Below are 20,249 nucleotides of genomic sequence, written 5' to 3' on the forward strand. Positions count from 1 at the left end.
TGACCCACGCACGCCATGACCCCGGTCATTGTCTAGCGCCCGGATTGTTCCGCAGTCTTAAGCGGGGTGAGCGCAAGCGCGGAAAGCTGGATGTGGTGTATGACTACGGCGATGGTAAGCGCATTGAGTTCAGCGGACCAGAGCCACTGGGTGCGGACGATTTGCGTATTTTGCAAGGTCTGGTGGCAATGGCTGGCCCATCGGGCCTTGTTTTATCCCCTGAGCCTCGGACCGACGACGGGCAACAGCTTCGGCTACTCCTTGAGCCAAAGTGGGAAGCTGTCCAACAGAATGCTATGGTTGTTAAAGGCAGCTATCGGGCGTTGAGCCGTGAAATTGGCTATGCCAACATCGACGACACCAAGCCTGTGCGCGATTGCATCGAACGCCTCTGGAAGGTTTCTATCATCGTCCAGCACGGCAAAAAGCGTCAGGGTTTTCATTTGCTATCTCAGTATGCGAGCGACGAGCAGGACGGCAAACTGTACGTGGCTCTGAACCCATTGATTGCCCAAGCCGTCATGGGTGGTAGGCAGCATGTCCGCATCAATATGAACGAAGTTCGGGCGTTGCAGACCGACCCAGCCCGCCTAATTCATCAACGCCTATGCGGTTGGATCGACCCCGGCAAAGCACGGCGTGTGGAACTGGACACGCTTTGTAGTTACGTCTGGCCGGATGATGCCAGCGCCGAGGCCATGAAGAAGCGTCGTCAGACGGCCCGCAGGGCGCTGGCCGAGCTTGTCGCCGTGGGATGGAAAGTGGATGAGTACGCCAAGGGGAAATGGGAAATTAGGCGGCCTCCCCCACGGTAACTCTCCCCGATGCCCACGGTATCTTTCCCCAACCCCCACGGTATCTTTCCCCGGCCTAATCCAAAAAAGCTAGGCAGAGCTTGGCTTTGCGGCCTATTTGGAAAACCGATCCATGATTTTCCATAGAAAATCCATAATGCGCGCGAAGCGCCGCGCCTTGAAGGCGCAGCCCATCGCTCGCGGATCGGCCTTCGGCCTCAGTTTAAAAGGCACCAAAATGGGAAGGGTTGGACAACATAGCCACCTAATGTCATTGAGAGGCTCAGGGGTGACCTTGGGCCTTCTCCTCTTAGGATGTCCGGCCAAAAGAAAAGCCCGCTGAGCGGGCTTCTCGTGGTTTTCTAGGAAGTGTTACCGTTCGGAGTCGCCATGCCGCTGCACCCTCACAATCAGCATGTCGATGGTTTCACGCTGTTGCCGTGAGCCGTAGAGCGGCAAGCTATGGAATGCCCGCAACGCCTCCAAAGAATGAAGCGCCCCTTTGTAGGACATACGGCTATGCCACCCGGCAAGGGCGTCCAGTTTCGAGCCATGCCCCCGCGCGCGCAGCCGCTGACACAACCAGTAGGCCCCGAACACGAAGGCCGCGCAAAGAAGGGTAAAAACAAACATGGTTTGCAGGTATTGGAGAAGATTAATCATGGCTTGTCCTTGGCTGGTTGGATCACGTTTTCAATGTCCGGCCCTTTAGTAGGGTCGTCCTCCGGGTCATCCGAGGGCACCGTAGGCGGGGTGCCAAGAGATATGCCATGCGCGCCTTCCATGCCCGGCACGGAGATTGAGGCAAGAACGCCTGCCGTCCGTACAGCCCCCGCCAAGCCCATGTGTGTGGCACGGCCCGGCGTCAATGAAGCCGTTTGACCTGGCTGTAGATCGGAGCCGCTGGCAGGTGCACCACCAGCGGCCCCGCCTGGTGCCGTGGAGGCCCTTTCCGGCCCGCTGGGGCTGCTGGTCGCCCCTTCCCCTGCTGCGGCGTCAGACGCGCCGGAGGGCGTGCCAGCGGGGCGCTTTGCGCCGGAGCCGTCGCGTTGGCTTGCGCGCCCCCGGTCGAGGCCCTGCCAACCGACGACGATGCCCCGGTGCTGGCCGTGCCGTTCATCGGCTTGGCGGCGCTGGCCGCCCCACCCACGCGCGGCGCAATCGTGCTGGCCGCACTCGGGCCACCGGAGCTGCCACCCATCGCCCCGGCGGCTTTGGTGCCACCCATAACGGCGGAATCAATCAGGCCCGCGAGACCGCCGCCCGCAGCAGCCCCACCCGCCGAGCCAGCGGCCCCGCCAGCGACGTTGGCAACCCCGGCGGCGATGCCACCGACGCCACCCGTGGCAATGGCCGCTCCGGCAGCCGCGCCCGCAGCCATACCGCCAATCGTCCCGCCGCCACCAACGGAGATCCCGGAAATCAGTCCCTGAATAAGATCGGGAATAGTCTTGGTGAGGTAGGCGCACGTGAAGGCTAAACCCACCATCGTCCACATCGAAGCGTTATCAGTGTGCGTATAGGCTTTTTCCCAAGCGGTCGCGGATTGGGAGATCAATCCAACAAGCAGCGTCAGCACAAAGAGCTTTGCTCCAACTGCCACCGCATAGCGGGGCATTGCCATAGCGTATTCGCGGGTCCACTGACTCCCACCAAAACCCAGAAGAAGTACCGATGCGTTGACGACGATGTAGGACTCTATGAGGGTCACAGCCATAAATGCTGCAATGAAAGCAAAGCAAAGAAGGACGCATATGCTTGCCAGACCGATTGAAACGCCGACCAGAGGATTCAGCGTGTTTACGTTGCCTATGGTATTGGCAAATTTAACAGCTAACATGAACACGTCGCTGGGCTGCAAGGCGGACGATTGACCAATTGCGATGCCGCCCGCGTCTCGAAATGACTGAACAACCGCGTTGGCCCAATAGGTTGATCGTGTGAGAATTTCATAAAAGAAACCGATCACAAGCGAGTACTTGATGAGTTCGTGAACGATTTCACCAATATCAGCTTGCCGGATCGCTAAGGGCATGAACGTCATGACAAGCTGTATCGCGGCCAGCGACCAAAACAGCTTTTCAGCATAACCAAGAAGGCGGCCATTCCAAAGGGCCGAATTCTGCTGAATCAATTTCAGCAAGCCGTCAAATTGAACGCCGGAATGGGTTACAGTTTGCGCAAAAGCATCGGGAGCAGCCAGCAGCGTACATACTACGGCAAGGACTGGAAAAACGTACTTTGGTGCAAATATCTTTCGGGTATCCATAGCGGAATATCCTCAAAAGCTCTGAGGCTTATCGTGTGCAACAACCCCTTTTTGGAATTGCTTGACGGCGGATGACGTGCATGGCTGACGTGAACGATTGTGTTCCACGAAAGATGTGGCAGCTACTCCCGCCGCAAAAAATACAAGGCAGAGAAGCCCCATTACATACTTCGAGATCGTGACCATAGTGGCCTCCCTAGAACGACCGAGGGTGTCATTTGCGACGACACCGCTTTGGTAGGTTTGCGTGAAAGCGTTATCTACCGCTTGGCGTTGTATATTTTGGGCGTAGTACATGCTTTCGTTCTGAATCTGCGCGTTCATTATCTCGCGCAGCTTTTGCATTTGCTGGACCTGTTGAGCGGCAATCTGGTTTCCGGCCTGAATGGCTTGCAATCGGCCTTGCGCGGACTGTGATTGATTGACCAGACCGGCAAGCGTTTGGTCCTCTGCCGGAATCTGGTTTACATTGTCACCGGCAACCGCCATGGCGGTTTTGTTGGAGTCCAGACCGTTTTGTGTCCACTGGTTATAGAAGCTCTGCACGTAGCTGGGATTAGTGCCGATCTTATTTAGGTAGGTGCTATATCCCGGAAATTTCGACTGAAAATTGCTATCGAAGTTCGCCAAATTTCCGGCCAGCCCTGTGCTTTTGTTGTAGAGGCTTTGGATTTGGGTAATGTTGCTGGTTAGCTGCTGAAACGCGCTTGTCGGCAGAGAAAGCCCCTGCAAAAGCATGTTCTGATATTGCTGAATCTGCGTCTCAAGTTGCTGCGCCGTGTTGGCCGCCGTTTCGACTTGCTGGGCATACTGCATGACCTGCGAAAAGACGGTTGAGCAGTTTGTGCAGTAAACGATGAAGGCAGATGCTGGACGTGGCGCAAACGTAGAAGCGGCGCTAGCAGCCAAAACCAACACTAAGCGGCGCACGGACTTACCCGCGAGATAGGTCATTTCGCTGCCTCCTGTTGCGACCAAAAAGAAGGGCAATGTGCATTAGGCAATCTGTATTTGTGGCGATCATTGTGATGGATACGAAGACTGTCTAAATACCAATCTTCAATTTCATTCTCGATAGAGGCGGCAATAAGCTGGGCAAGGTCAACATGGCCTTTGCTCAATTCACGCTGCATGTGAGAAAGACTATCTCGCAAAACTGATAATTTGCGCCGTACACTCATGATCGTTCTCCTTGTTTTATCCCTGAGATGATCTTTTCAAATTCCAATTTGATTTCATCATCGGATAGGCCAAGATCGGCTAACCCTGTTTTTACGGCGATCCGGCCAATCCGGGTGGCAGCCTCATTCTGAAGTTTGGTGAGTCTTGCCTGAGCTTCTTCAAGTTCTCTTTGTGCTTCGATCCGCCGAGCGTTGAGGGTCTTTCGAGCCATCAAGTATTCCTCGTTTTGGTGTCTTCAATAACGAGAATTATCGGCCAATCTGGATCGATTTCAACGGACGAAAATGATGAGAGAACACAGTCAATACAAAGTAAAGGCGACTTAGGGCGACTTTGAGAGAATCAAGGAGATTTAAGGCGACTTAAGGCGACTTAGCGCGATTTTCTGATGAAAATAATTTTTTGAACATAGACATGCGCAGAGAACTAAGAAGTCGTCTAAAGTCGCACCAAAGTAGGATGGCAGGATGTGTGTTGTACCGGTACGCGCTGACGCACGCACCGGCCCACCACCGGCCTTACTCGCCTGCGGCTCGACGGAATCCTGCTCTGCGAGGCTCACGGTCGCTGCCGCGACAGACACGAAAGGAGGACGCGCAAGCGCATGACCGAGGACACCAAAGAGAGGCGCGGAGGCCGCCCGCGAGGGGCGCGGATAGAGGTATGGGTGACGCCGGAGGAACGGGCCGAGATCGCCGACCGGGCCGAGCGGGCGGGCCTGTCCCTGTCCGCCTACATGCGGGCGGCGGGCCTGAATCACCGCATCAAGTCCGTCTATGACCTACAGGCAGTCGGCGACCTTGTGCGGGTGAATGGCGACCTTGGCCGGGTGGCTGGTCTGCTGAAACTCTGGCTAGCCGAGAAGCCGGGACAAGGTGCCCGGCGGTTCTAGGTTGACCAGATGATGACCGAGTTTCGGACCATGCAGGCTGAGCTATCGGGAATTATGGGGCGAGCCGTCAAATAGTCGCCTCACTGACCTTCCGAGGGGGGCAACGTCCGAGTGGCACGTCTTCGCGTCCTTCGTGGTTTTACCCACGGTAATTCGTGGTTTCACACACGGCCATCAAAGCCAAGAGATTTTCATAATAAAATCAGAAAGATGCGTACATTCGATACGGCGTATAGGGTAGATTTTGTCCCTGAAACGGCCGTGTGTGAAACCACGAACATGCTTTTGGATTGCACAATACAATTCCCGCGCCATTCGGCCCGGCGATAACCCAAAGCTGCGGGCGGCTCATAGCGCCCGGATGACTTCATCTCCGGCCCTATTGAACCGCACCAGTTCACGCCGACCGTTCGGATGCTCTTTGATGAGCAAGCCCGCCGGGGTGTCGTCCTTGACGTAGTAGATCGGGAATCCGGCCTGTAGGTGTTCCTTGGCGGCGGCTCCATCGTCATGCTGAAGCGCGTGCAAGAGGTCATGCCAAAGCTCATCGTTGGCGTCGTCCATACTGTTCGGCTCCACGGTTTTCATCTGCTGGTATTCCATTCGCCTGAGGCAAGGTATCGGCGGTGAGCCGCTTGGTCCAGCGTCCAGAAAACGGTGGTTTTTTGGACACTACTAGAATAGCCTACTGGGGTTACCCGAATCGGCCCATAGGTGTTAACATACTCGTCAAGTTTTCAATGTTCTGGTTGCGTCAATGAATCAACGCATAGGATACGCTCGGGTGTCCACAGATGATCAGCACCTCGACCTGCAACGGGATGCTCTCACGCAGGCTGGGTGCGGCGTGATTTATGAGGAAGCGGCCAGCGGGAAGAACGCCGCCCGCCCGGAGCTTGAGCAGTGCCGGAAGGCGCTGCGGGCTGGGGATACCCTTGTCGTCTGGAGGCTGGATCGGCTTGGCCGCAGTTTGCCCGATCTCGTTCAGATCGTGGCCGAGCTTGAGCAGCAAGGTGTGGGCTTCGAGAGTTTGGCGGAGAAGATCGAGACAGGCAGTGCAGCGGGCAAGTTGGTCTTCCACGTTTTTGCTGCGCTGGCTGAGTTCGAGCGAGGCTTGATCCGAGAGCGCACCAAGGCCGGTCTTGCTTCCGCGCGAGCTAGAGGCAGGGTTGGCGGTCGGAAACCAAAACTGGACGATCAGCAGGTGCGTGAGATTAAGGCGTTGCTGCGCGATCCTGATATTCAGGTTGCTGACGTGGCTCGCCGCTATGGCGTGTCCCGGACCACCCTTTACAAGCACGTCGGTGTCATAACGGCACGCCACTAGGAACTTAGAATGAGACGACAGCTAGAACGAGTCATCGAAAACGCGCCTATTCAAATTGCTCCTACGTCACTTGTGGCGTCTGTGTGTCCTGTTACGGCGGCAACTGAAGCGTTGGCGACAGAAAGCGAGGGAGATGCACGCGGGGCCATTTTCACGCGCGCTGAGGTGGTTGATTTTATTCTCGATCTAGCTGGCTACACAGAGGATCAACCACTTCACGAAAAGCGACTTTTGGAGCCGTCATTTGGTGGTGGCGACTTCTTGCTGCCGATTATCAAGAGACTATTGGCTGCATGGCGAGCAGTAAGGCCACACAGCTCGGCGCTGGATGATCTGGCTAATGCGATCCGGGCGGTAGAACTACATCACAGCACTTTTCACCGCACTCGAACTGCCGTTATCGCAGCCCTCAGGCAGAATGGTATTGCTGCGAATGCCGCCACTGCGCTGGCAAATTTCTGGTTGTCGCAGGGCGATTTCTTGCGAGCGCCGTTGGACGGACAATTCGACTTTGTCGTGGGCAACCCGCCCTATGTTCGGCAGGAACTGATACCAGCACCACTTCTTGCCGAATACCGCAACCGTTATACGACGATGTATGATCGGGCCGATATCTATATTCCCTTCATTGAACGGTCACTGTCAGTCTTGTCAGATGGAGGCACCTTGGGCTTCATTTGCGCGGATCGCTGGATGAAAAACCGCTATGGTGGGCCACTGCGCAGTCTCGTCGCCAACAAATTCCACATGAAGGCTTATGTGGATATGGTGGATACACCAGCCTTTCATTCCGATGTAGTTGCATACCCGGCTATTACCATCATCAGCCGCGAGGCGCCGGGGCAACGCGCATCGCTCACCGTCCGGCCATCGACCGCGCAACGCTGACCACGCTGGCTAGTTTGCTTACCGTCGCTGAGTTGCCCAAAGAAAGTGGTTCGGTGCGCGAGCTTGCGGGTGTCGCTAATGGTTCTGAGCCGTGGCTGTTGGAGTCGGCGGACCAAATGGCTCTCATTCGCCGGTTGGAAGGTGCTTTCCCCTCGCTAGAAGAGGCAGGCGCAAAAGTCGGGATCGGTGTCGCGACCGGCGCTGATAAAGCCTTCATAGGGGATTTCGAGGCACTCGACGTAGAGCCAGATCGAAAGCTGCCTTTGGTGACAACCAAGGACATCATGACTGGAGAAGTAAAGTGGCGCGGTCAGGGAGTCATAAACCCATTTGCAGAACCGGGCGGGCTGGTTGATTTACGTGAGTATCCACGCCTGCGCCGTTACCTTGAGGCGCGGCGAGAAGCGATTGCCGGACGTCACTGCGCTCAAAAAATTCCAGCTAATTGGTATCGCACGATTGACCGTATCACGCCTGCATTAGCCGCGAGGCCAAAGCTTCTGATCCCTGACATCAAGGGTAAGGCGAATGTCGTCTTCGAAAATGGCACGCTCTATCCCCACCACAACCTCTACTACGTCATATCGGATGACTGGAATTTGCGGGCACTACAGGCGGTGCTGCTATCTGCCGTCTCTCGTTTGTTCGTTGCGACATATTCAACAAAAATGCGTGGTGGGTTCTTGCGCTTCCAAGCGCAGTACTTGCGTCGTATTCGCATACCTTTATGGGCTGATGTATCCAAACCCCTGCGCCGTGAACTGACCGAGGCTGCCATCAAGCGGGACATGCAAGCATGCAACCGAGCGGTGTTCAAGCTTTATGGCCTCAGCCACGACGAACGCTCCGCTCTCGGAGGCAATGGAGAATAAATGGCACTCGACCTTGTCAACTATGAACGGAAATCCAGCGAGGCCGTGAAAGCATTCTGGGGCAATCGCGAAGCAGCAAGGCAAAAGCAAATTGAGTCGGGTAAGGCCGATCAAGGTGAACGCGCAGGCGTCACTGCCGGTAAGAACATGGATGGATTCTTGGCGTTGGTGCTGGATATTATCAAAGCCAACGGGCTAGCCCATGCCGAGTTTTATCAAAACCGCGCAATGCTGACCCTGCCTGGCTATTTCCGACCGACCAAGTTGTGGGACCTCTTGGTGATCTACAAGAACGAGTTGATTGCCGCCGTTGAGTTGAAAAGCCATGTGGGTCCATCGTTCGGCAACAACTTCAACAACCGAACCGAGGAAGCCATTGGAACTGCACATGACCTCTGGACGGCGTTCCGGGAGGAGGCATTCGGCAAGCAACCACGTCCCTTCGTTGGGTGGCTAATGATGGTCGAGGATGCGCCAGAATCCCGCAGGGCTGTAAAGGACTCTTCGCCACACTTTCCAGTGTTCGAGGAGTTCAAGGGTGCATCCTATCTCAAGCGGTACGATCTGCTGTGTCAACGATTGGTACAGGAGCAGTTGTACACTACTGCCGCCGTCATTGCTGCGGAGCGCAGCGCAGTGAATACCGGGCATTTCACTGAAATGTCATCTATGACCAGCCTCAAGACGTTTGTAGCTGCTTTGGCCGGTCACGTCGCAGCAGAGGCGGCACGGTTGGGCTGATAACACAAGGGGGGATGGATGAAGCTGAGCGAATATACTGTCCGGGAGTTTCGAAGCATATGGGATTCCGGACCGATAAGGGTGGACGGCCAGACCACTTGTCTTGTCGGCAAGAACGAGGCCGGAAAGACAACCCTTCTGACGGCGCTTTACCGCACGAATCCCATTATTCCTGCCGATGCGGTGTTCGATGAGACCTATGACTATCCCAAGCGCGAGGTCGAGGATTACCGCTTTGCCGTCGAGAACGAGGACCGCGACGCGGCGGTTGTCGTTGAGTGCCTTTATGAACTTGATGCGGAGGATGCGGAGGCCGTCACTTCGATTTTCGGGCCCCAGGTTCTCCAAGGCAACACCTTCACCCGCAAAACCTATTACGGCAAAGCCAACAGCAGATTCTGCTTGGTAACGGACGACTCTGCTGCGCGTAAACACCTTGCTGACAATCCGGCGTTGCCGGACGACCTCAAGACTGCGCTCGCCGGGGCCGCCGACTGGAATACATTTGCTGCTGCGCTTGATGCGGCGGAAGCTACCGGCGCTGTCAATGGGCTGAAGGAGCTTGTGGCTAAGGTCCGCCAAAATGGCCTTAGTCACTATATCTTCAATTCGTTGATTTGGCCTCGCGCGCCAAAGTTTTTGTACTTCGACGAATACTATCAGATGGAGGGACAAGCCAATCTCAACGCCCTGATCGCTCGTGAGAACGCCAAGAATCTTGAGGATTCTGATTATCCGCTGCTGGGGTTGATCAATCTTGCGCGCCTCGATCACAGGAAGCTTGTCGAAACGAAGAACACCACCAAACTGAAAAACAAGCTTGAAGGAGCCGGAAACCACCTTACTAACCGGATCGTCAAATACTGGTCCCAGAATCGCCACATCCAAATGCGGTTCGACGTGCGCGATGCCAAACCCGAAGACCCAGAAAACATGCGGCAAGGTATTAATGTCTGGGGAGAAGTGTATGACACCGTGCATTGGGCGCATACTCCACTGCGCACACGTTCGCGCGGCTTTGTCTGGTTCTTCTCATTTCTCGCTTGGTACGAGGATATTAAACGTCAGAAACAGAACGTTATTCTGTTGCTCGATGAGCCTGGGCTTTCGCTGCATGGGCGAGCGCAGGCCGACCTTCTCAAGTACTTTGAGGCGGAGTTGTCCGCCCACCAACTGATCTACACCACCCATTCGCCCTTTATGATCGATCCCACAAAATTCGAGCGGGTGCGGATCGTACAAGATTTGGGCATCGACGCGAAGGAGCCGCTACCCAAGGATCAGGACGGCACGAAGGTTCTTACCAACATATTCGACGCCACCGACGACAGCCTGTTTCCGCTGCAAGGTGCGCTCGGTTACGAGATTCAGCAGACGCTGTTCATTGGCCCTAATTCGCTTGTGGTCGAAGGCCCAGCCGACATGTTGTTCTTGCGGGCCATGTCCGCCCAGCTTGAGCGCGAGGGCCGCACGGGTCTCTCCGAGGATTGGGTGATTACACCCACGGGTGGCAGCGGCAAGGTTCCAGCTTTCGTTTCGCTGCTCGCCCCACAGAAGGGAATGAACGTTGCCACGCTACTCGATATCCAGAACAGTGACCGCGCGTTGATCGAAGACCTCTATAAGAAAAAGCTACTCAAGAAGAAGCAGGTAGCCACTTACGCTGACTTTGCCAGGACCAATGAGGCGGACGTGGAAGATATGTTCGAGCGAGATTTCTATGTGCGCCTTGTCAATGCCGAGTTCGTCAAGGAATTGAATTCGCCGATTCCATCCACAGCATTGAACGCCAAGGAGCCACGCACGTTGCGCGCCATCGAAACCTATCTCCAAGCCAATCCGTTTAAAGCTGGCGCGTTCGGCCACTACCGCCCCGCCCGCTATTTTTCGGAGAACGTGGCCATGCTCTGGAAGGATGTTTCAGATGCCACAAAGGACCGCTTCGAGGCCGCCTTCAAGCACCTTAATGCGCTGCTGAAATAGGCTGCCATTATGCCAGTTCGACATGCGCTTGCGCCGTAACATCGTCGTGTCGCCCGGCTTGGCGCTTCAGATTGTAAGCGTGGTATTTTTCGTGGTAGTTTGTGCGGGGCGATTTGCAATATGTTGAAAAACAAAAGTTATTTTGGCATGTTTACAATCGAGTGGGAATGATTCAGCCCTAAACAGAACGGGTCGGGGACATCCTTCCCGGCCCGTTTTTATTCACGGCGCAAACGGCAGCCCGCTCTGAATCGTCGCCGCGCTCGGCAGGTCCTTGGCCTCGAACCCGCCGCCCAGATCCGCATATAGCGCGATGCTGGCCAGCAGCCGGCTTTGCTGGATCGACAGGGCCGTCTGCTGGTCGGAGAGCAGCGTCACCTGCGCCGTGACCACCGTGGTGTAATCAACCGTTCCGGCGCGATACTCATTCAGCGCGATCTGCGCGGCACGCTGCGCTTCCGCCACCGCCCGCGCCTGCACCTGCGCCTGCGCCGCATAGATCTGCAGATTGGAGAGATCCGTCTCCACCGCCTGGAAGGCGCTCAGCACCGTCTGCCGGTAGGTCTCGACACTCTCCAGATAGCCCGCCTTCGCCGCCGCCACTGCCTGCGCGCGCGTCCCGCCCTCGAACAAATCCCCGGTCGCCGAGGCGCCCAGCGACCACAGCGCGTTGGAGGCGCTGAACAGCGCGCCGATCGGCGTCGCCGAAAACCCGCCCAGCGCCGAGAGGCTGAGATCCGGGTAATACGCCCCCACCGCCACGCCGATATTGGCATTCTGCTCGGCCATGGCACGCTCGGCGGCGGCGATATCGGGCCGGCGCTCCAGCAGCGTGCTCGGCACCTGCGGCGGCGCCACCGGCACGCTGGCGATCTGCTGCCCGTCCGGGATGGAGATATCCGAAGGCGCATGCCCGGTCAGCAGCGCGATGGCGTGCTCATATTGCGCCCGCGTCGCCTGCTCGGAGATCAGGCTGGACTGCGCGCCATCCAGCTCCGTTTGCGCCGTCAGCACGTCGGCTTGCGAGACCGTGCCGGCGTTATATTTGTTCTGGGTGATCCGCAGACTATCCTGGTAGGCGGCGATGGTCTGGTTCAGCAGCGCGATATTCGCATCCGCCGTGCGCAGATACACGTAATCCTGCGCCAAGCTGGCCTGGGCGCTCAGCGTGGCATTGGCGAGGTCGGCCGCGCTCACCTGCGCGGCGGCGACATTGCTCTGCACCTGGCGGCGGATCTTGCCCCAGATATCCGGCGTCCAGCTCGCCTGCCCCTCGAAGGTGCCGGAGGTTTTCGGCCCACTGGAAAGCCCGGCACCGCCGGAGCTGCCCCCCTGCCCGCTGCGCGTGGCGCTGCCGGTGAGTGCTAGCGTCGGGAACAGGCTGCCGCGCGCTTCCTGCGCCAGCGCCACCGCCTGCTGGTAGGCGTAGAAATCCGCCGCCAGCGCGGCGTTGTTCACCGCCACCTGGGCTTCGAGCTTGTCCAGCGTCGGGTCCTGGAAATTCCGCCACCATTGGCCTTTTGGCGCGCCATCCGCCGGCTGCGCCCGCACCCAGCCCGGCGCGGTCTTGTAGCCGGCGGGCACCGCCAGCTTCGGCTTCTGGTAATTCGGCCCAACCATGCAGCCCGAGAGGGCAAACAGGCCGATGAACGCAATCCGCCTCATGGCGCCTCCACAATGCTACCTGAACGCGGCGCGGCCTTGTCCCGCCCGCCGCGCAATGTCGTGCCCAGCCGTTCCAGCCAGAGATACAGAACCGGCGTGGTGTAAAGTGTCAGCGCCTGGCTCACCAGCAGCCCGCCAATGATGGTCAGCCCCAGCGGCTGGCGCAAACTCGCCCCCTGGCCGATGCCGATGGCCAGCGGCAACGCCCCCAGCACGGCGGCGAAGGTGGTCATCAAAATCGGCCGGAAGCGCAGCAAGGCGGCGCGGAAAATCGCCTCCTCCGGCGCAATCCCCTCGCCACGCTGCAGCGCCAGGGCGAAATCGATCATCAAAATCGCGTTCTTCTTCACAATGCCGATCAGCAAAATCACGCCGATCAGCGCGATGATGGTCAGCGGCGTGTTCAACATCAGCAGGAACAACGTCGCCCCGATGCCGGCCGAGGGAATGGTGGAGAGAATGGTCAGCGGATGGATCGTGCTCTCATAGAGAATGCCCAGCACGATATAGACCGCCGCCAGCGCCGCCAGAATGATCAGCGGCTCGGAGGATTGCGAGGATTTGAACGCCGCCGCGGTGCCGGCGAAACTGCCCTTGATGCTCAGCGGCACATCGAGATTGCTCATCGTCTTCTGGATCTCCGCCGCCGCGCTGCCCAGCGCCGTGCCGCCGGGCAGCGAGAAGGAGATCGTCGCCGCCAGCTGCCCGCCCTGATGATTGACCGAGATCGGTGTGGTTCCCGGCGTCACCGTGGCGAAGGCCGAAAGCGGCACCATGGTTTCCTTGTTGGTGCTCACCGCGGTGCCGGAGGAGGCGCTCTTGCTGCCGGAAATCGAATTGATGGCGGCATTGGTGGCGCTGTCCAGCGCCACGCTGCTGGTGCGGCTGCTCGCGCTGGTGCTGGTGGTGCTGGCACTCACCGCCCCGGCGGCGAGCTGGGTGGCGCTGGTGCCGCTGGCGCTGCCGCCTGAGGTGCTCACATAGATGCGCTTCAGATCATTCGGCGTCTGCTGGTATTGCGGGGCGAATTCCATCACCACCTCATACTGGTTCAGCTCGTTATAGATGGTGGAGACCGTCCGCTGGCCGAATGCGTCGTACAAGGTCGCGTCGATCTGCTGCGGCGTCAGCCCCAGCCGCGAGGCCTGGGCGCGATCGATCTTGATGTCGGTCTCCAGCCCGCCAGTCTGCATATCCGAATTCACATCCAGCAGCGCCTTGTCCTGCTTCAGCGCGGCGACGATCTTCGGCACCCAGCTCTGCAGCGTCGCGGCATCATCGCTGGTCAATGTGTATTGATATTCGGCGTTGCTCTGCCGCCCGCCAACGCGCAAATCCTGTGCCGGCACCAGGAAAGTCTGCGCGCCGGGAATTTTCGCCAGCTGCGGGCGCAGCCGGGCGACGATGGCGGTGGCCGAGAGATGACGTTCGCTGAGCGGCTTCAGCGTGATGAACATCATCGCCGTATTGGTCGAGCGCCCGCCGGTAAACCCCGCCGCCGAGGCCACCGCCGGGTCCTTCTGGATGATCGCCTGCGCCGTCTTGAGCTTCGCCGACATCGCCGCGAAGCTGGTGGATTGATCGGCCTGAATATTGCCGATGATCATCCCGGTATCCTGCTCGGGAAGAAGCCTTTCGGCACCAGCACGAACAACACCAGGTTGAGGATGATGGTGACCAGGAAGCCGAACCCGACCAGCCGCGCATGGCGCAGCGCCCAGCGCAGCGAGCGCTCATAGCCATCGCGCGCGGCGGTGAAGCCGCGCTCCATCGCATCCAGCACCCGCCGCTTGCGCCCTGGTTCATGTGAAGGCGGCTTCAGCAGCAGCGCGCAGAGCATCGGGGTGATGGTCAGCGAGACGATCAGCGAGATGATGATCGCCAGCGACAGCGTCACCGCGAACTCCCTGAACAACATGCCAAGCAGCCCCGGCATCAGCAGGATCGGCACGAACACCGCGATCAAGGAGAGGCTCATCGAGAGCACGGTGAAACCGACCTCGGCGCCGCCTTTCAGCGCCGCATCCAGCGGGCTCATCCCGTCTTCCAGATGCCGCATGGTGTTTTCCACCACCACCACCGCGTCATCCACCACGAAGCCGGTGGCGATGGTCAGCGCCATCAGCGAGAGATTATCGATGGAAAAACCCAGCAGATACATCGGACCGAAGGTGCCGATGATCGAGACCGGCACCGCCAGCCCGGGGATCAGCGTGGCGCGCGGCGAGCGCAGGAACAGGAACACCACCCCCACCACCAGCAGCACGGCGATGAACAAGGTCCGCTCGGTATCGTCCACGGCGGCGCGGATGGACTGGCTGCGATCCATCGCCACGCCGATATGCACCGAAGGCGGCAAGGCCGCCCGCAAGCTCGGCAGCAGCTTCTTGATGTCATCGACGGTGTTGATGATGTTCGCATCCGGCGTGGCATGGACAATCACCAGCACCGCATGCTTGCCGTTATAATAGCCGGCATTCTGGGTATTCTCGACCGAGTTCTGCACATCCGCGACATCGGAGAGCTTCACCGCCTGGCCATTGCGATAGGCGATCACCAGACCGCGATATTGCGCCGCCGTCGTCGCCTGGTCGTTGGTGTAGAGCTGATAGCGGTTGGGGCCGACATCGAAATAGCCTTTTGGCGCATTCGCGTTGGCGCCGGCGAGGGCGGCGCGCACATCCTCCAGCCCGATGCCGTACTGCGCCAGCTTCCCCGGCTGCAGCTCCACCCGCACCGCCGGCAGCGCCGAGCCGCCCAGCTCCACCTCGCCCACGCCGGAAACCTGGGAGAATTGCTGCTCCAGCACGGTATCGGCGGAATCATAGAGCTGCGCCGCCGTCATCGTATCCGAGGTGAGTGCGAGCACCATGATCGGAATATCGGCCGGGTTGAACTCATGATAGGTCGGGTTGGCGCGCAGGCTGGTCGGCAGATCCGCCCGCGCCGCCTGGATCGCCGCCTCGGTATCGCGCGCCGCCCCGTTGATGTTGCGGTCCAGCCCGAATTGCAGCGTGATGCGCGTGCTGCCAATGCCGGATTGGCTGGTCATCTCCGTCACATCCGCAATCGCGCCGAGATGGCGCTCCAGCGGTGCAGCCACGGTGGAGGCCATGGTGTCCGGGCTGGCGCCGGCCATCTGCGCCATGACCTGGATGGTCGGAAAGGCGATCTTCGGCAACGGCGCCACCGGCATGCGGGTGAAGGCCAGCATGCCGGAGAGCGCGATGCCGATGGTCAGCAAGATGCTGGCCACCGGCCGGCGAATGAAGATCGCCGGGATATTCATGCGCGCTGCCCGCGCAGCCGCACCGCCAAAGCCTCAAAGGCGAGATAGATCACCGGTGTGGTGAACAAAGTGAGCACCTGGCTGACCAGCAGACCGCCGACGATGGCCAGCCCCAAAGGTGCCCGCAGCTCAGAGCCCATGCCGCCGCCAAAGATCAACGGCAGCCCGGCCAGCAAGGCGGCCAGCGTCGTCATCAAAATCGGCCGGAAGCGCAGCAAGGCCGCCTCATAAATCGCCTCGCGCGGTGCTTTGCCCTCATGGCGCTGCGCCTGCAAAGCGAAATCGATCATCATGATCGCGTTCTTTTTCACAATGCCGATCAGCAGCACGATGCCGATAATCCCGATCACCCCCAGCCCGTCGCCGGCCAGCCACAGGAACAGCAGCGCGCCGATGCCCGCCGATGGCAGTGTCGAGAGAATGGTCACCGGATGCACGAAGCTCTCATAGAGCACGCCCAGCACGATATAGACCGCGATGATCGCCGCGATCAGCAGATAGACCTCATTCGAGAGCGAGCTTTGGAACTGTGCCGCCGCCCCCTGGAAGGAGGTCTGCATCGCGGTCGGCAGCTTCACCTGCGTCTCCGCCCGCTTGATCGCATTCACCGCCTCCCCAGCGTCGCCCCTTGCGCGACGTTGAAGGAGATGGTGGTCGCCGGGAACTGTCCCAGATGCTCCACCACCAGCGGCACTTTGCGCACGCTGAAGCTGGCGATGGCCGAAAGCGGCACCATCCCGCCGGTCGAAGAGGAGGAGGGCAGATAGATATTCCCCAGCGACGCGATGGAGGTCATCTTATCCGCCGGCACGCCCATGATGACGCGGAACTGGTTGCTCTGGGTGAAAATGGTGGAGATGATGCGCTGGCCGAAGGCATCATAGAGCGCGCTATCCACCGTCGCCGGGGTGATGCCGTAGCGCGCCGCATTGGCGCGGTTGATGTCGATATAAACCGAGTTGCCCGAAGCCTGCAGCCCGCTGGCGACACCGGTGATCTGCGGCAGGCTTTGCAGCGCCGCCAACAGCTTCGGCACGTAGCTGGTGAAATCCCCGCTATTCGGGTCCTCGAGCACGAATTGGTACTGTGTCGGCGAGACGCTGGTATCCAAAGTCAGGCTCTGCACCGGCTGCAGGTATAGCGAAATCCCCGGCACACCCGCCACCGCGCGGTTGAGGCGCGGGATCAGCGCGCTGGCGGAGAGGCTGCGTTCGCTCTTGGGTTTCAGATTGATCAGGAAGCGGCCCTGGTTCAGCGTGGTGTTGGTGCCATCCACGCCGATATAGCTGGTCAGGCTGACCACATCCGGGTCTTTCAGCAAGGCATCCGCCAGCTGCTGCTGGTGCTGCGCCATCGCCGCGTAAGAGGTGCTCTGCGCCCCCTGGCTGATGCCCTGGATCTGCCCGGTATCCTGCACCGGAAAGAAGCTTTTCGGAATGAACACATACATCAAGCCGGTCAGCGCCAGCGTGGCGATGAACAGCGCCAGCGTGAGGCGCGCATGCGCCAGCACCCAGCTCAGCCCGCGCCCATAGGCGGCGACGATACGCGCGAATTGCCGCTCCGCCCAGAGCGCGATGCGCCCGGGTTTTTCCTGCGCATGCTCATGCAGAATCCGCGAACACAGCATCGGCACCAAAGTCAGCGACACCACCGCCGAAATCACGATGGTCACCGCCAGCGTCACCGCGAATTCGGAGAACAGCCGCCCGGTGACATCGCCCATGAACAGAAGCGGGATCAGCACCGCGATCAGCGAGACGGTCAGCGAGATGATGGTAAAGCCCATCTGCCCCGCCCCCTTCAGCGCCGCCTGCATCGGGCTCTCGCCCAACTCCAGATAGCGGGCGATATTCTCGATCATCACGATGCTGTCATCCACCACGAAGCCGGTCGCGACGATCAGCGCCATCAGCGAGAGATTATCGATCGAGTAGCCGCAGAGATACATCACCGCCAGCGTGCCGATCAGCGAGACCGGCACGGAGATCGAGGGGATCACCGTCGCGCGCAAACTGCCCAGGAACAGATAGATCACGGCGACGACAAGGAAGATGGAAAGCAGCAGCTCGAACTCGGCATCGCGCACGGAGGCGCGGATGGAAATGGTGCCGTCGCTCACCACCTGAATATTCATCGCCGGCGGCAGCCCTTGGGTGAGTGTCGGCAAGGCCCGCTTGATCGCATCCACCGTCTTGATCACGTTGGCGTTCGGCTGGCGCTGCACATTCAGGATGATCGCCGGCGTCCTGTTCACCCAGGCGCCCAGCTCCGCATTTTCCGGCGCGGAGACCACCTTGGCGACATCCTTCAGGAAAACCGGCGTGCCGTTCTTATAGGCAATGACCAGCTTGTTATATTGCGCGGGGTCGGTGATCTGGTCGTTATCGTTGATCGTGTAATTCTGCACCGGGCCGGAGAAACTGCCCTTCGGCGAATTGACGTTGAGATTGGCGATATCCGTGCGGACATTGTCGATGGAAATGCCATAGGCGGCGAGCGCCTGCGGGTTCACCTCGACGCGGATCGCCGGCTCATTGCCGCCCGCGAGGCTGACCAGACCGACCCCCGAAATCTCGGAAATTTTCGAGGCCAGGCGTGAATTCACCAGACGCTGCACATCGATGAGGTTCATCGTCTTCGAGGTGATCGCCAGCGTCATGATCGGCGCGTCGGCCGGGTTGACCTTGTTATAGATCGGCGGCGCCGGCAGATCGCTCGGCAACAAATTTCCCGCCGCGTTGATCGCCGCCTGCACCTCCTGCTCGGCCACATCCAAGCTCAGCGACAGATCGAATTGCAGCGTGATCACCGAGGCCTCGGCCGAGCTCTGGCTCGACATCTGGTTGAGCCCCTGCATCTGGCCCAGCTGGCGCTCCAGCGGCGCGGTGATCGATGTGCTCACCACATCCGGCGATGCGCCGGGATAGAAGGTCTCCACCTCGATGGTGGGGTAATTCACATCCGGCAGGGCCGCGACCGGCAGATACTGGAACGCCACCAGCCCGACCAGCACGAAGGCGATCATCAGCAGCGATGTCGCGACCGGCCGAAGGATGAAAAGCCGGGAGGGGTTCACTGGCCGGCGGCCTGGCCGTTCTGTTTCTTATGATGCCAGCCACCTGGCTTGCCGGATGGCGCCTGGCTGGGCGCGATGGCCTCCGGCGCCCCGTTGGTGGTCACCGTTTCGCTGCCCGAGGGGGTGATCTTGCTGCCATCGGTCAGCCGGTCGACGCCATCCACCACCACCTCATCGCCCGGACTCACCCCCTTGGTGATGACGGTGTTGATGCCATCGGTCGGGCCGGTGGTCACCGGCACCATCTTCACCGTATTATCGGGCTGCACCACATACACATAGGCGCCAGGCGCGCCCTCCTGCACCGCGGGGCTGGGCACCAGGGTCGCGTTCTGCAGCGTCTTCACCAGCAGATGCACATTCACGAACTGGTTGGGAAGAGCTTATTGTCCGTATTGGCGAAATCGGCGCGCAATTTCACCATGCCGGTGGAGGTGTTCACCTGGTTATCGACAGCCGAGAGCGTGCCATCCTCCAGCTTGGTCACATCGTCGCTCTCATAGGCGCTGGCCTGCAGGGTCCGGCCTTGTTCGAGCTGTTCCAGAATCTGCGTCAGATCCTGCTGGGCGACGGAAAACTCCACCGTGGTCGGGCTGATGGTGGTCACCACCGCCAGCCCGGTGGAGCTGCCAGAGGTGACGTAATTGCCCAGATCGACCAGCCGCAGGCCGATCCGCCCGGTCACCGGCGAGGTGATATGGCAATAGGCCAGATCGAGCTTGGCGGTGTCGATATTCGCCTGGTCGGATTTCACAGCCGCCGCATCCTGGGCCACGGTGAATTTCTGGTCCGAGACGGTCTGCGCGGAAATGCTGTTCTGCGCTTCCAGCTTCAGATAGCGCGCATAATCGGAGCGCGCCTGGTCCAGGCTGGCCTGGTCCTTGGCCAGCGCCGCCTGATATTGCTCAAGCTGGATCTGATACGGCCGCGGGTCGATCTGCACCAGGAACTGGCCCTTCTGGACCATCTGCCCCTCGGTGAAGCCGATCTGGGTGATATAGCCGGAAATCTGCGGCAGCAGCGTCACCGTGGCGGTGGGGGTGACGGTGCCCAGCTCATCCAAAGTCACCTGCATCGGCCCGCTGACGGCCTTGGCGGTGACCACCGATTGCGCGGCCGGGCGGTACCCGGCCTGCTTATGGCCGCTATGGCGCCACCAGATGAAGGCCACCAGGAGAATGACCACCAGGGCGATGACATACCGCCCCTTGCCGCGCTTGCGCTGCCCTTCGCGTACCGCCACCAAAGCCCACTCCTGCTCCAGATCC

17 protein-coding genes and 2 pseudogenes are annotated in these 20,249 nt (G+C 59.5%); 7 read left to right on the forward strand and 12 right to left on the reverse strand.

Features of this window, described 5'->3' with window-relative positions:
- The first annotated feature begins 44 nt into the window (after positions 1–44).
- The gene (repC, locus tag GT370_RS05430) at positions 45–815 is read left to right on the forward strand and encodes a replication protein C, IncQ-type (RefSeq protein WP_442865501.1); all 771 of its coding nucleotides are present in this window, start codon (positions 45–47) and stop codon (positions 813–815) included.
- 351 nt (positions 816–1,166) lie between these two features.
- Here the strand turns inward: repC and GT370_RS05435 are convergent, their stop codons facing one another.
- From GT370_RS05435 to GT370_RS05455, 5 genes are all read right to left on the reverse strand, one after another.
- Complete coding sequence (locus GT370_RS05435; protein WP_008492795.1) at positions 1,167–1,457, reverse strand: hypothetical protein; 291 nt, start codon at positions 1,455–1,457, stop codon at positions 1,167–1,169.
- A gap of 202 nt (positions 1,458–1,659) precedes the next feature.
- Complete coding sequence (trbL, locus tag GT370_RS05440) at positions 1,660–3,063, reverse strand: P-type conjugative transfer protein TrbL (protein WP_270184012.1); 1,404 nt, start codon at positions 3,061–3,063, stop codon at positions 1,660–1,662.
- A 12-nt stretch (positions 3,064–3,075) separates the two neighbouring features.
- Positions 3,076–4,017 (reverse strand): P-type conjugative transfer protein TrbJ, encoded by a 942-nt coding sequence (gene trbJ, locus GT370_RS05445; RefSeq protein ID WP_270184013.1) that lies wholly within the window; start codon positions 4,015–4,017, stop codon positions 3,076–3,078.
- Entirely contained in the window at positions 4,014–4,244 is a 231-nt protein-coding gene (locus GT370_RS05450; protein ID WP_144052642.1) for a hypothetical protein, read from the reverse strand. The genes trbJ and GT370_RS05450 overlap by 4 nt, the downstream gene beginning before the upstream one ends.
- The gene (locus GT370_RS05455; RefSeq protein WP_008492792.1) at positions 4,241–4,456 is read right to left on the reverse strand and encodes a TraC family protein; all 216 of its coding nucleotides are present in this window, start codon (positions 4,454–4,456) and stop codon (positions 4,241–4,243) included. Before GT370_RS05455 ends, GT370_RS05450 begins: the two co-directional genes overlap by 4 nt.
- 393 nt (positions 4,457–4,849) lie before the next feature.
- On the opposite strand from GT370_RS05455, the gene GT370_RS05460 reads away from it, so the two are divergent.
- Positions 4,850–5,137 (forward strand): plasmid mobilization protein, encoded by a 288-nt coding sequence (locus GT370_RS05460; RefSeq protein ID WP_008492791.1) that lies wholly within the window; start codon positions 4,850–4,852, stop codon positions 5,135–5,137.
- A 348-nt stretch (positions 5,138–5,485) separates the two neighbouring features.
- Here GT370_RS05460 and GT370_RS05465 read toward each other — a convergent pair whose 3' ends face one another.
- Positions 5,486–5,740, reverse strand: a complete 255-nt coding sequence (locus GT370_RS05465; protein ID WP_008492790.1) for a hypothetical protein — start codon at positions 5,738–5,740, stop codon at positions 5,486–5,488.
- 154 nt (positions 5,741–5,894) lie between these two features.
- Here GT370_RS05465 and GT370_RS05470 point away from each other — a divergent pair, with 154 nt between their 5' ends.
- Genes GT370_RS05470 through GT370_RS05490 form a run of 5 tightly spaced genes read left to right on the forward strand, consistent with a single transcriptional unit; the run spans position 5,895 to position 10,948 of the window.
- Entirely contained in the window at positions 5,895–6,464 is a 570-nt protein-coding gene (locus GT370_RS05470; protein WP_039884708.1) for a recombinase family protein, read from the forward strand.
- A gap of 9 nt (positions 6,465–6,473) precedes the next feature.
- Complete coding sequence (locus GT370_RS05475) at positions 6,474–7,352, forward strand: Eco57I restriction-modification methylase domain-containing protein (RefSeq protein ID WP_270184014.1); 879 nt, start codon at positions 6,474–6,476, stop codon at positions 7,350–7,352.
- Positions 7,353–7,405: 53 nt separating this feature from the next.
- Positions 7,406–8,224: a TaqI-like C-terminal specificity domain-containing protein gene (locus tag GT370_RS05480; protein WP_270184015.1), complete on the forward strand. Its 819-nt coding sequence runs from the start codon at positions 7,406–7,408 to the stop codon at positions 8,222–8,224.
- Positions 8,225–8,965 (forward strand): PaeR7I family type II restriction endonuclease, encoded by a 741-nt coding sequence (locus GT370_RS05485; RefSeq protein WP_008492787.1) that lies wholly within the window; start codon positions 8,225–8,227, stop codon positions 8,963–8,965. It abuts the gene before it with no gap.
- An 18-nt stretch (positions 8,966–8,983) separates the two neighbouring features.
- Positions 8,984–10,948, forward strand: a complete 1,965-nt coding sequence (locus tag GT370_RS05490; RefSeq protein ID WP_008492786.1) for an AAA family ATPase — start codon at positions 8,984–8,986, stop codon at positions 10,946–10,948.
- A gap of 222 nt (positions 10,949–11,170) precedes the next feature.
- On the opposite strand, the gene GT370_RS05495 is transcribed toward GT370_RS05490, so the two are convergent.
- The 6 genes and pseudogenes from GT370_RS05495 to GT370_RS05520 all read right to left on the reverse strand — a co-directional run bounded on the left by GT370_RS05495 (position 11,171) and on the right by GT370_RS05520 (position 20,224).
- On the reverse strand, positions 11,171–12,613 hold the full coding sequence (locus GT370_RS05495) for an efflux transporter outer membrane subunit (protein ID WP_008492785.1): 1,443 nt from the start codon (positions 12,611–12,613) through the stop codon (positions 11,171–11,173).
- The gene (locus tag GT370_RS21280) at positions 12,610–13,647 is read right to left on the reverse strand and encodes an efflux RND transporter permease subunit (protein WP_205619763.1); all 1,038 of its coding nucleotides are present in this window, start codon (positions 13,645–13,647) and stop codon (positions 12,610–12,612) included. Before GT370_RS21280 ends, GT370_RS05495 begins: the two co-directional genes overlap by 4 nt.
- Positions 13,624–15,902, reverse strand: a pseudogene (locus tag GT370_RS05505) (efflux RND transporter permease subunit); the annotation flags it as partial. The pseudogene GT370_RS05505 and the gene GT370_RS21280, both read right to left, overlap by 24 nt.
- A pseudogene (locus GT370_RS05510) lies at positions 15,899–18,981 on the reverse strand (efflux RND transporter permease subunit). The pseudogenes GT370_RS05505 and GT370_RS05510, both read right to left, overlap by 4 nt.
- Positions 18,978–19,346, reverse strand: coding sequence for an efflux RND transporter periplasmic adaptor subunit (locus tag GT370_RS05515; protein ID WP_270184018.1), 369 nt, complete (start codon positions 19,344–19,346; stop codon positions 18,978–18,980). The pseudogene GT370_RS05510 and the gene GT370_RS05515 overlap by 4 nt, the downstream one beginning before the upstream one ends.
- Positions 19,343–20,224 (reverse strand): efflux RND transporter periplasmic adaptor subunit, encoded by an 882-nt coding sequence (locus GT370_RS05520; protein WP_270184019.1) that lies wholly within the window; start codon positions 20,222–20,224, stop codon positions 19,343–19,345. The genes GT370_RS05515 and GT370_RS05520 overlap by 4 nt, the downstream gene beginning before the upstream one ends.
- Positions 20,225–20,249: the final 25 nt, after the last annotated feature.

It is taken from the genome of Acidocella sp. MX-AZ03 (assembly GCF_027626035.1).
Lineage (GTDB): Bacteria > Pseudomonadota > Alphaproteobacteria > Acetobacterales > Acetobacteraceae > Acidocella > Acidocella facilis.